Here is a 12,811-nt window from a genome sequence, read left to right as displayed (position 1 = left end):
ATTCTTAGTGTATGAAAGAAACGAAAAACTAGAAATAAAAAACCTGACGTTATCCGCCAGGTTCAAAATTAAAACGTATATTAATGAGAAGGAAATGCTTTTTTCTCTTGTAAAATTGCATTATGAGCAATTTTCATTTTAGCAAGTACGTAACGTAATCGATCTTCAGCATTTTCATCTTTACTTTTTTGTAATTCCGCCAAATTTTCAACAGAACTTGCTAAATTTTCAATGACTCCTCTCAATTCAGGATGATGATTAAAAAAAGATTCTTGCACTAATACTTTCCTTAACTCACTAGCTAAATCAATTATTCTAGACAACTGTTCTTTTTCTTCCATTCTCATCCCTCCTGAATATCTTATGTAGTAAATATTCTCTAAACAAAGAAAAAAGCCCTTTAAATAAAAAGGACTTTTTACATTTTTATATTTCCAGTTAATAACATATACAGGGATGTGATAGCCGCAACAATAATTGCCCACATCACATATCTCTCTGCACCTGCAAAACAACGGTTCCCTTGTTCTTTTCTTGCAAACGTGTAAACAATAATTCCAATTCCATACACAATTGAAACGAGTAGTAAATTCTTTAAACCAGCTGCATAAAGAAGCCATACAGAGTAAATCGAAGCAATTAAAGCTAACGCTCCATTTTTTAATTTAGCGTCTTTTAGCTCGTTTGTAATGACTAATTTTAATTGGAATAACGCTGATAATAAATATGGTAATAAAATTGATGTTGATGCAATGAAATACATAATTTGATATGTTGATTCTGAAAACAGAACGATGATAAATATAATTTGAGCAACACCATTTGAAATCCATAATGCCATGTGCGGTGTTTGCTTTTTATTTGTTTTCGTAAAGACTTTTGGAAATACGCCATCTTTTCCTGCTACATGAGAAATTTCAGAAACAAGTAAAAACCAGCCAATTAATGTACCGACAAGTGAAGCAACTAACCCGATATTAATCGCACCTGCCCCCCATGGACCAACAACATGCTCTAATACATGTCCCATTGACGGAGTTTCTAACACAGAAAGTTCGCCTCTTGTCATAGCTCCCATTGATAAGACAGAAATTAAAATATAAATGGACATTACTAAAATAAGCCCCATTACTGTTGCCTTACCAACGTCTCGGCTATTTTTCGCTCTTCCGGATAATACAACCGCTCCTTCAACTCCAATGAAAACCCAAAGTGTTACAAGCATTGTATTTTTCACTTGACCAAGTATAGCAGAAAGTGAGAAGGTTCCTTCTCCCCAAAAATCATGTGTAAATGTGTCCCAGCGAAATGCTGTTACCATTACAGCGATAAATAGTACGATTGGAACTAACTTTCCTATTGTTGCGATAACATTCATAATAGAAGCTTCACGAATTCCAAATAAAATTAGAAAGTGAAGTGTCCATAATAAAAGTGATGCCCCAACGATTGACGCAACATTATTTCCTCCTTTAAAAATTGGGAAGAAATAACCTAATGTACTAAACAGTAACATAATTGTTGCGACATTACCTAAGATTCCTGCTAGCCAATATCCCCAAGCACTATTAAACCCAATATATTCACCGAAACCAGCACGTGCATAACTATAAATTCCACCTTCAAGTTCCGGTTTTTGTCTTGCTAACGTTTGATATACGAGCGCAAGTGGAATCATTCCCATCGCTGTAATACACCAGCCAATTATTATTGCGCCACTGTTTGCTCCTACTGCTAAATCATGCGGTAAACTAAAAACACCGCCACCAACCATCGTTCCAACTACTAATGCGATTAATGGAAAGAATCCTAATTTCTTTTCTATTTGTACCACCCCATCTGTCATTCTAGGTGTTATGTTCGTTCAACTATTAAAGTCACCTTTTTCTCTAATAGACGTTTCTCTTATATTTTTTCAGGAAAACATTACTTATTCTAAAAGAAAATGAACAAAAATGGAATACTTTTTTGAAAAAATGTATAAGTATGCACAAAAAAACCGCTCATTTTGTAATGAACGGTCATTTCAAACATATAAATTTGTATATTTCTTGTAAATTTAACGAAGTAAATTCTCTTTTTGTAAAAATTGTTTTGCGACTTCTTCACTACTTTTACCATTCACATTAACTTCATAATTCATTTTTCGCATTTCTTCATCTGTAATCTTTCCAGATAATTTATTTAATACCTTTTCAAGTTCAGGATATTTCTGTAACGTTTCTTTTCTTAATAATGGTGCTCCTTGATAAGGTGGGAATAACCCTTTATCATCTTTTAGCACTTTTAGTCCGTATTGCTCCAATTCACTATCTGTTGAATATGCATCAATTACGTTAACATCTCCAGATTGAATTGCGCTATAACGCAGCTTCGGCTCCATCGTTTTAACATTCGAGAACTTATAGTTATATAATTTTTGCATTCCTTTATAACCATCTTCACGATCAGCAAATTCCAATGTAAATCCTACTTTGGCTTCCTGCGCAACATTCCCTAAATCAGAAATAGTATTTATATTCTTTTGATCTGCTATTTTTTTCGGCATGGCTAGTGCATATGTATTGTTATACTCCATTGGCATCAACATAATCATATTATATTTCTTTTCCAGTCCAACGCGAGCCTGCTCATATACTTCATCACGATTTGTACTCTTTGGTTCTTCTTTCACGAAAGTAGATAGCGCTGTTCCTGAAAATTCTGGGTACACATCTACTTCACCTGATTTCAACGCTTCAAATACAAATGCTGTTTTCCCAAGACCTGGTTTTAATTGTACGTGTAAATCGGTATCTTGTTCAATAAGCTGCTTATACATTTGAATTAAAATTTCAGGTTCTGATCCAAGTTTGCCCGCAATAACAATATCTTTCTTTTCTGTACTCCAAAGAAATGGAGAAGCAATCATTACTACAACTATACATATCGTTAATATAACACGCTTAGAAGAGCGTTTCGGTCGTTCAAGTATGCGAAGTACTATATCAAAGAATAAAGCGAGTAACGCGGCTGGTACGGCCCCTAAAATGATAAGTGCATGATCATTTCGATCTATACCTAATAATATAAGCTTACCTAGCCCACCAGCACCAATGAGAGCTGCTAATGTAGCCGTTCCAACAATTAATACCATCGCTGTACGAATACCGGCCATAATGATAGGCAATGCAAGAGGAAGTTCTACCTTCCACAACCTTCTCCAACTATTCATCCCCATAGCTCTCGCGGCTTCTATTAGTGATTCATCTAATTCCCTTATTCCTGTATATGTATTTCGTAAAATAGGTAATAGTGCATACACAACTAATGCGATAATCGCTGGAAGTTTTCCGATTCCTACTAACGGAATTAATAGTCCGAGTAATGCAAGTGATGGCACTGTCTGCATTACCGCAGAAGTTCCTATTATAAATTCAGCCATTCGTTCTTTTCTTGTTAATAAAATGCCAAGTGGCACCGCTATAATTACTGCAAAAAATAATGAAATAAGCGATATTTGTAAATGCTCACTTAATGCAGTTAGTAATTCTATTTTTCGTTCTTGGAACGTTTGTATAAAATTAGTCACTGTTTAACCTCTTTCCTTCATTTGTTCAACAATGTAATTGACAATATGACGACTTGTTAACGCTCCAATATATTGACCGTTTTCTTCAACTGGAACGACCTCCTCGTCACGCACACGAACTAGCGCTTCTTCTAAAGAAGAATGTAATGATAGTGCCTGCCCTTCTAATTGCACACTTTGATCAAGCGGCAATACATCTGCTACACTTTTCTCCTCATACCAAGTTCGTCCACGATTTCCAATGAACTCCTCTACAAATTCATTTTTCGGATTATGTATAATTCCTTCTGGTGTATCTAGTTGAACAACTTTTCCTTCTTTCATAATACAAATGCGATCTCCAAGTGATAATGCTTCTTGCATATCATGTGTTACGAACACGATTGTTTTTTGAATCTTTTTTTGCAACTGTACAATATCCTTCTGAAGCTGTTCCCTACTTAATGGATCTAACGCACTAAATGGTTCATCCATAAGAACGATTTTCGGGTTTGCGGCTAATGCTCGCACGACACCGACACGTTGTTTTTGTCCTCCTGACAATTCATCAGGCATACGATCTCGATATATATCCGGATCTAATCCAACCATATGTAACAAGTCATCGACGCGTGCTTTTATTTCCTTTTTGCTCCATTGCCTCATTTCAGGAACAACTGCAATATTTTCAGCGATTGTCATATGAGGAAACAAAGCAATCTGTTGCAACACGTATCCTATATCCCAACGTAATTCGTTTATATTATATTGTTGAATATCTTTTCCATCGATTAAAATCGACCCTTCAGTCGTTTCGATTAAACGATTAATCATCTTCATTGTCGTTGTTTTCCCGCAACCACTCGGACCGATGAGAACAAAAAATTCTCCCTTTTTAATTTCTAAATGCAATGAATCCACTGCTTTCGTGCCATCTTCATACGATTTTGACACATGATTAAATTGAATCACAAATACAACTCCTTTACTGTTGTTTCCTTTATTTTGATGGAATATGGCATTCATTTCAAATGATACGCTTTTAAATTAAAAAAGAGCTCGCATTTGAGCTCTAACGATCGAACAATATTGTTTTCATAATAGCAGCATATTCGCGAACATACATTTTTCTCTTAGAACGAATTGGTGTTTCAGCAGCTAGTGCCTCCATCTTCATGCCTAAACGCTTTGCAATTATTTTCGTTCGATATAAATGATACGTATTACTTACAACTACCGCATGTTTCACATTATATAAATCCATACTAAACTTTAAGTTTTCATACGTATTTGTAGATTGATCTTCTATTAAAATACGACTCTCATCTATACCATGTACCATTAAATAGTTTCTCATGCTATGAGCTTCCGGTATATCTTCATCTTCTCCTTGGCCACCTGAAACAATTACTTTCGCTTCAGGATGGGAAAATAAATACTCCAACGCTACATCCAAACGATTTTGAAGAGATAAAGACGGTCTATCTCCAAATAACTTTGCACCCAGTATAAGAACGTACGGAGAGTGATAGCTCAACTTTTCACGAGCAACTTTGTTCATTCGAAACGTCATATAAATGATGTATAGTGGCGGTAATAATAAAATCATAAGAAAGATCCATTTGTTCATAAATAAGTATTCACTCCCTTTCTTGTTATTATATAGAAAAAGAAAGGGAGGCAGAAGTGTTTTTTCAAACGATTGATTTATTAGAAACATGCGCCGCTACTTTACGTTGTGATAGTACATAATAAATAGCGATTCCTAATGAGAAGATCAATATGCAGCTTAATACGTAAAACGGCAGCATGACTCCAACTTTAGATACACCCGCTGTAAACAACATTAATAATAAAATTCGTATTCCAGTACCAATTAGGCGAAATAAGCTGTCTACACGTCCCATTACTTCATTTGGAATTTCCTCCATCATCAATACATTTCTCGCCACTCTTGTACCCGCATTTCCAACTGCATGAAAAATTGCAAGTCCATATAAGAAAATTACGGAAGGTTCAATACTCATTGCGGTAATTGAAATTACATAAATGAACATCGTCATAACGATTGAAACTTCTGTTTTTACATATTTCATTATGAGTGGAATACAGATTCCTGCAACAACCGCTCCAACACCGTACATCATCCCCTCTATTGCGTATACAGAGGCATTGGCTTTAAGTATATCCGAAATATAAACTGGTATTAAATAATTTGCCATCATAACACCTATAAACGGCATATAAGTGGCCAGTAAGAACCAAAAGAGCTTAGGACGTTTTTTCATAAAGTGAATTCCTTCAAATAATTGCTTCTTAAATGTTATTTTTCTTTTCACTTCTTTTTTCTTTACGTACGGTATACATAAGAAAAGAAAAAATGCTCCAGCAAAAGTTAACATGTCTACTAACAAAATCCACTTCAAAGATACAATTTCAATTAAGAAGCTCGCGGCCGCTCCAGAAATAACTTGTGTTAACTGTCCTTGTATTTCCATCGTTCCACTTAAACTTTTATAATGTTCCGCTTGAAATATCTCTTGGTTGAACGCAAATATTGTAGGATAAAATAATAAATAGTAGAATGATCCGGCTATATAAATAAGAATATAGTGAATAGAATGATAAGGTTGCCCAGCAAATCCCCATATAAACATTATTCCAATTACAGCTATTCCGATTCCTTCGTTACATAGCAATAAAGATTTTCTTGAAAAACGATCAATACTTTGCCCAATGAATGGTGTTAATAAAAACATAATGAGGGTTGCAATGATAGAAACATAACCAAATGTTGTCTCTCCTCCACTCTCTTTAATTAACAGCCACGGAATCGTTATCATAACAATTCCGGAACCAATAGCAGATAGACTATTGGCCCCTAGAATGTAATACAAGCGAGAATCATGATAAAGGGAGGACATATCACTCCACTCCTAGTTGCTTTTTCACCTCTTTATATACGCTCATATATGCTTTTAACTCTTTAACTACATCATGAATTAATGGTTTCGCATCTTCCCCAAGTTCCCCATCTTGCACATGTAATCCATCAAGCACAACTTGTTTTGGAATTGCATTTGCATAAACACCTCTAGCGACCGTTCGCATGCTGTTTAATGCATTTATTCCACCTTTACCGCCACCAGCAACCGCTAACAACGCAACTGGTTTATGAATAAATTCACTACTACTTAAGTAATCTAAAGAGTTTTTCAGCGCACCGCTCATCGCATTATGATATTCTGGTGTACATAATACAACCCCATCCGCAGCTTTCACTAACGTTTTCAATTTTTTTACTGCCTCTAAATCACGTTGTGACTCTTCTCCATTGTATAAAGGTAACTCCTCGATTGCTAAATCATATAATTCCCCTTCAAATTGATCCGCAATATATTTTGCCACCACGCGAGTTCTGCCAAATTTTCTTGGTGTACCGTTAATAACGACTAGTTTCATGATTATTTCTCCCCTTTGTTTTTAAGTTCTACTTATATATTATCAGAAATTTCTATACAAAATACAATATAAAGAGTTAACTTGTTTCATAAAATAGTATGATAAACAAAAAAGAACTCATACTTTCGTATGAGTTTCGTACAATTACTTCGTTTCATCTCTCAGACTCAATGTACCTAAACTTTCATTTGCTTCAAAATGATTATATGCTTTTTCCGCTAATTTTTTCCGTTCTTCTGGTAATTCTATATATTTCATTACGTTTTCAATTATTTTTTCGTACGGAGTAAATACAATTCCCGGCCACTCTACCTCATCTTCTGGATTACTATTTTCGGAAATAATAAATTTTTTATTTGCGACTGCATAAGACACGCGAGGTGTTTCAAGAATTCCTGATAAGTAAAAATGAATATTTAATATAATTTTAGCTCTAGCAATCAATTCATTTCTAACAATTCCCCACGCATTATTTTTAAAAACTATATTTAAATTTGGGGCAATCGCTTTTAGATGATCAAAAATAGCTTGTCGCCTCGGATTAAGAGCACCTATAAACAGAATATCAATATCTTCAGTAATGTCATCTTCAAATGCATCTTTTTTTATTTCCAAAGTTGGAGCATAGTTCATTTTTACATGTTTTATTTCTTTTCCTACCCCTTTTTGTTTTAGCCATTCTATATTTTGTTTACTATAATCCCAAATCACTCTATCTTTTAATAATATTAAATAAAGGGGGTGCGCATATGGACTTCCTTCGTATAGCTGTTCTAAATTATAAATAATTGCATCTTTCGGAAGAAGATTCGGGTTATATGCGTATGTATGTGCTCCAAAAACAACTGTATTCTTTACATTTTCCAGTATTGTTTCTGATATAATTACTGTATTTCCCTCCTGCTCCAACCGCCACTTTAAAGCTCGCGCAACATCTATGAAACTACCGTATGTCTTTGGGCATATAAAAAGACAATAATCATATTCTTTATTCAAATAAGCTTCCATTAATTTTAAATTATTTTTATATAAATCTACATCCGGATGTTTAAGTACTAACTCATTTGCATGTTTTCTTGCTACTTTATATAATCCAGCATAATAAGCAGCGATGCATCTTCTTAATTCGATTCTTTCACGATGTTCATCTAATACATCCATGTTTAAAAGAAGATTTGCGATACAATACGCTTTTAAATGATCACGATCATAATAATAGTCTAGTAGTGGCATCAATTCTTCATACGTATTTCCATGCACCGATTCTCCTAGTTCAATCGCCCATCGCATTAATTCCATGATTACTCCACTACTCCTTTAACCGAAAATGTATTTAATAAAATTTCGCATTATTCTCTACTACATTTGCTATATGAAATGGAATCTCTTCTTTAATCGATTCCAAATACTTTTGCGACACGGCCCCTAAATGTTTTTTATGAGGTATATAGAAAGCACTAATAGAAATTTCATAGTCAAATAAGTAATCATACACATGATAATCTACAAATAAAAGATCATCCTTTGGAAAAGGAATTTCCTTTCCTTGCAGAGCATACATCAAAGCAATATTGTTTTGAGATCGTAATCGATACAACCTTGCAAGTTGGTATAATGGTTCAGCCCGAGTTGGTCTATATTCCCACGCTTTTTGAAAATAAAAAACAGCTAATGCTAAATATTTCTCTTCTTGCCCTTTAACAGTTTCTTTTTCATCAGCATCTGTCACTTCATTTTGTTTATTTGCTGAACGATTTGCTAACTGCTCATAACAAAACCCTATTCGCAATAACGAATAGAATACCTCTTCAACCCAACCCCCTGCTTCCACTCGTTTTTTATACCATTTAATCGAATCTTCAAATTGACTTAAATGAAAATAAGTTTGGGCTAAATAAAATAAATATCTTATATGCAAATCTGGCGTTGTTTCTGGGTCGTTTATTCCTTGTAACAACAACCTCTCATCTCTTTCAAATTTATCAGCTTTACTCCCGCCATCTCCGGGATCATTCACGACAAGAGTCTCTAACCGATCTACCCTCGTATTGTAATTCGCTCCAACTTTTGAGCGATCTATATCCCAATACTCATGAGTAACACCGACAGATTTCCATGGTAAAGAAGCTTTCAAAAGACGTGTAAGCCAATATTTAATATGAACATCATATTGCAATGTAAGATAATGATCTTCCGTTAAGCTCGTTTTATCGAAATTCGGATCAACCTCTAAAATCATATCTGCATCTAATATTAATAAATAATCCGCTTCTGGATATGTTTTTTGCGCTAATGAAACAGCTAGGCTTCTGTTATAACCAAAGTTTTTAAACGGCTCATGATGAACCGTTCCAGGTATCTCATTTTCCTTACACCAATTTTCAATAATTTCAGGCGTATTATCCGTCGATCCAGTATCACAAATAGAAACAAAATCTACAATTGATTTTGTTGCATTTAAACATCTTTCCATAATTCTAGACTCATTTTTGACGATCATACAAAGACATAACTTTTTTTCTTCCTTTACAGACTTCACTTGCTCATTTCCCATTTAACCACCTCATATTTTATTAGCACGCTCTTCTCATATGTAACAACATTTTTTAGCTATACTGATGACATAAGCACCCTTTTACTATTTATGAAAACTTCATTTTATTTATTCTTACTTTTATGTTGGGACATATTTCATACTTCGCTTTATATTTGATACAATCAATGCCAAAAAATATAATATGGGAATCCGTACATTTCAAAGTCTAAGGGGAGGTTATATTTTGTTGGATTACATTTGGCTAGATGACAAATCACCAATTTTAGAACAACTACCAAGAAACTTTAAATCTGCAGCTATATTGCTACATCCTTTTATCCAAATGCCTTTAGGATGGGAAAAGTCTGTGAGAAAAAGACCATATGAGCACATCTATCCTAGCACTGAAGAAATCATTCATAATGGCAAATCCGTTTCTTGGAAGGAAATGATGTCTTGTAGTGGATTACATTCATACGCAGAATTAGCAATGGCCATGTTGACTTCCATTAGTGCCCTTTCAGAAGAATATAAAAGAGAGGATTTAGCTGAAAAGCTACATTCAAACTTAAAAAAAGATCTTTATTATCCAACAGAAGATTATACGTCTATATTTTTATTACACAAATTACTTAAACTCCTCGGTTCTAAAGGTGCAAGAAATCTATATTTCTCTGAACCAATTCTTGATACAAACGGATTATTACAGGTAAATAATACTACTCCATTAGATATTTGGGACATTAGCAATAATGAGTTAATTATTACTGGCGAAGACAATGAGTATGCGTTTATGAGTATATACGATTCCTTTACAACCTTATTATTAGCTAAAGAAGAAAATATAGAATATATTGTTCAATCAATGAATGTTGAAGCTGTCATTTGTGACAAAAAAACGATGATTGATTGGTATTTGTAAATTAGTAATTTCTTAAACTATAAAAAAGAAACTTGCGCTTATGCACAAGTTTCTTTTCAAAAACATCCTTATTTTTTTACAACTTCATGTCCACCGAACTGATTACGTAGTGCTGAAACTACTTTTCCATGGAATGTATCATCTTCCTGAGAACGATAGCGCATAAATAATGACATCGCGATTACTGGTGCCGCTGCTTGTAACTCAAGCGCAGTTTCAACAGTCCATTTCCCTTCTCCTGAAGAGTTCATTACACCTTTAATGCCATCAAGTTTAGGATCATCTGCAAATGCTTTTTCAGTTAAGTCCATTAACCAACCGCGGATTACTGATCCGTTCGCCCATACTTTTGCAACATCTTCATAATTGAAATCAAAGTCACTCTTATCTAGTACTTCAAATCCTTCAGCGATTGCTTGCATCATGCCGTACTCAATACCGTTATGAACCATTTTCAAAAAATGACCACTACCAACGCGGCCAGCATAAGAATAGCCATTTTCTACTGCTAAATCTTTAAATAAAGGTTCTAATTGGTCATAAATTTCTTTTTCTCCACCAACCATTAAACAAGCACCGTATCTAGCTCCTTCTACACCGCCAGATGTACCGATATCTACATAATGTAACCCAAAGCTTTTCGCTTCTTCAGCACGGCGTAACGTATCTTTATAGAATGAATTTCCGCCTTCAATAACGATATCACCTTCATCTAATAACGGATACACATCTTTTAATACTGACTCTACAACTTCTCCTGCAGGCACCATTACCCAGATCGTACGAGGAGCTTCTAATTCAGCGATCATTTCTTTTAATGTATGACGTGCAGTAATTCCTAGTTTTCCTGCCTTTTCTACAAGCTCTTTATTTACATCGTATACAACTACTTCATGCTTGTCTTCATGTAAGTGTTCAGCTAATGGGAATCCCATTTTTCCTAATCCAATTAAACCTAGTTTCATATTAATCAATCTCCCATTCTATACAAATATATTTAATATCGAAATTAATCCAAGTGCTACAACTGATAGTATAGTCTCCATTGCGGTCCATGTTAATAATGTTTCTTTCACAGTCATTCCGAAATATTCTTTAATCATCCAAAATCCCGAATCATTCACGTGTGATAAAATTAATGACCCTGCGCCTGTTGCAAGTGCTAGTAGTTCAACATTTACACCAGGTGTACTTGCTGCAATCGGTGCTACAATTCCAGCTGCTGTCATCATAGAAACAGTTGCCGATCCAGTTGCGATTCGGATTAGTGCCGCAATTCCCCACCCTAATAATATCGGTGAAATATGCGATTCTTTCGCCATATCTGCAATTGTCGTTCCAATTCCAGAATCTAATAGTACTTTATTAAATGCGCCGCCTGCACCAATCACTAACAATATGTTTGCAATTGGCCCAAGGCAATCATTTGTAAATTGTAATACTTTATCTTTAGAAAATCCTTTTGCATAACCAAGGCTAAAGAAAGAATAAATCGTTGCAATTAATAAAGCGACTATTGGATCTCCAATAAAGTGTAACACTTGTGCAAGTTGACTCGTTTTATGTAACGCTACTTCAGCAATGGATGCACCAAGCATAAGAAATACTGGAAGTAAAATAGTAAACAATGTATTTCCGAAGCTAGGAAGTTCTTTCTTCTTATCTCTTTCAATAAATTGCTCCGCTATATCTAATGGTACTTCCTTATGGATACGAGCACCAATCCATTTCCCGTAAAGTGGACCTGAAATAATTGCAGTTGGAAGTCCGACAATTAACGCATATAAAATTGTCTTCCCTACATCTGCTTTAAAAATACCAACTGCCGCCATTGCCGCTGGATGCGGTGGAACAAGTCCGTGTACGACTGACAGTCCTGCTACTAGCGGAATACCGATTGTAATAAGTGATACCCCAGTTTCTAACGCAATTGTAAATACTAACGGAATTAATAGGACAAATCCAACTTGGAAAAATACCGGAATCCCTACTAAAAATGCAACGAACATCATCGCCCAGTGAACTCGTTTCTTCCCAAAACGATTAATTAATGTGTTAGCGATACGTTCAGCACCACCAGATTCGGCCATCATTTTTCCAAGCATCGTTCCTAGTGCTAAAACTATTGCTAAAAATCCTAACGTATTACCAAGCCCTAGTTTAATAGAATCAATAATTCCTGGATCTTTTGGTGAAGTTCCAATTAAAGGCATTCCCATTGCTAATCCTACACCAATTGCTGTTAAAATTAATGCGACAAATGGATGCCATTTTACTACCGTAATAAGTAAAAGTAGTATGACAACTGCCGCTAGTACGATCCCAACTACCATTTCTCCCA

Annotated in this window: 12 protein-coding genes; 1 reads left to right on the top strand and 11 read right to left on the bottom strand. The window is 34.9% G+C overall.

The annotated features are described in order from the left end of the window. Nucleotides 1-80: 80 nt before the first annotated feature. The 9 genes from BCG9842_RS10735 to BCG9842_RS10695 form a co-directional block, all read right to left on the bottom strand. A complete protein-coding gene (locus BCG9842_RS10735; protein WP_000391447.1) occupies nucleotides 81-341 on the bottom strand; it encodes a hypothetical protein in 261 nt (86 codons plus the stop codon). Nucleotides 342-418: 77 nt separating this feature from the next. Beyond that, nucleotides 419-1,846 carry a basic amino acid/polyamine antiporter gene (locus BCG9842_RS10730; RefSeq protein WP_000129438.1) on the bottom strand — a complete coding sequence of 476 codons (1,428 nt, stop codon included), beginning with the start codon at nucleotides 1,844-1,846 and terminating at the stop codon, nucleotides 419-421. 213 nt (nucleotides 1,847-2,059) lie between these two features. Then, on the bottom strand, nucleotides 2,060-3,571 hold the full coding sequence (locus BCG9842_RS10725) for an ABC transporter permease/substrate-binding protein (protein WP_000181021.1): 1,512 nt from the start codon (nucleotides 3,569-3,571) through the stop codon (nucleotides 2,060-2,062). Nucleotides 3,572-3,574: 3 nt separating this feature from the next. Beyond that, nucleotides 3,575-4,522, bottom strand: coding sequence for an ABC transporter ATP-binding protein (locus BCG9842_RS10720; RefSeq protein ID WP_000614075.1), 948 nt, complete (start codon nucleotides 4,520-4,522; stop codon nucleotides 3,575-3,577). A gap of 100 nt (nucleotides 4,523-4,622) precedes the next feature. Continuing rightward, nucleotides 4,623-5,180, bottom strand: a complete 558-nt coding sequence (locus BCG9842_RS10715; RefSeq protein WP_001045718.1) for a YdcF family protein — start codon at nucleotides 5,178-5,180, stop codon at nucleotides 4,623-4,625. 64 nt (nucleotides 5,181-5,244) lie between these two features. After that, nucleotides 5,245-6,474 carry an MFS transporter gene (locus BCG9842_RS10710; RefSeq protein WP_000097155.1) on the bottom strand — a complete coding sequence of 410 codons (1,230 nt, stop codon included), beginning with the start codon at nucleotides 6,472-6,474 and terminating at the stop codon, nucleotides 5,245-5,247. Nucleotide 6,475: 1 nt separating this feature from the next. Beyond that, nucleotides 6,476-7,012, bottom strand: coding sequence for an NADPH-dependent FMN reductase (locus BCG9842_RS10705; RefSeq protein ID WP_000780355.1), 537 nt, complete (start codon nucleotides 7,010-7,012; stop codon nucleotides 6,476-6,478). A 144-nt stretch (nucleotides 7,013-7,156) separates the two neighbouring features. Continuing rightward, complete coding sequence (locus tag BCG9842_RS10700; protein ID WP_000422333.1) at nucleotides 7,157-8,311, bottom strand: hypothetical protein; 1,155 nt, start codon at nucleotides 8,309-8,311, stop codon at nucleotides 7,157-7,159. A 34-nt stretch (nucleotides 8,312-8,345) separates the two neighbouring features. Beyond that, entirely contained in the window at nucleotides 8,346-9,566 is a 1,221-nt protein-coding gene (locus BCG9842_RS10695) for a tetratricopeptide repeat-containing glycosyltransferase (RefSeq protein WP_000526224.1), read from the bottom strand. A gap of 139 nt (nucleotides 9,567-9,705) precedes the next feature. Here BCG9842_RS10695 and BCG9842_RS10690 point away from each other — a divergent pair, with 139 nt between their 5' ends. Then, entirely contained in the window at nucleotides 9,706-10,470 is a 765-nt protein-coding gene (locus tag BCG9842_RS10690) for a DUF2711 domain-containing protein (protein WP_025989024.1), read from the top strand. Between the two features lie 68 nt (nucleotides 10,471-10,538). Here BCG9842_RS10690 and gnd read toward each other — a convergent pair whose 3' ends face one another. Both gnd and BCG9842_RS10680 read right to left on the bottom strand, forming a co-directional pair. Continuing rightward, nucleotides 10,539-11,435 (bottom strand): phosphogluconate dehydrogenase (NAD(+)-dependent, decarboxylating), encoded by an 897-nt coding sequence (gene gnd / locus BCG9842_RS10685; protein ID WP_000765981.1) that lies wholly within the window; start codon nucleotides 11,433-11,435, stop codon nucleotides 10,539-10,541. A gap of 18 nt (nucleotides 11,436-11,453) precedes the next feature. Beyond that, nucleotides 11,454-12,803, bottom strand: coding sequence for a GntP family permease (locus BCG9842_RS10680; RefSeq protein WP_000260204.1), 1,350 nt, complete (start codon nucleotides 12,801-12,803; stop codon nucleotides 11,454-11,456). Nucleotides 12,804-12,811: the final 8 nt, after the last annotated feature.

This window comes from Bacillus cereus G9842 (assembly GCF_000021305.1).
GTDB lineage: Bacteria > Bacillota > Bacilli > Bacillales > Bacillaceae_G > Bacillus_A > Bacillus_A thuringiensis_S.
This window is presented reverse-complemented; position numbering and strand designations above follow the sequence as displayed.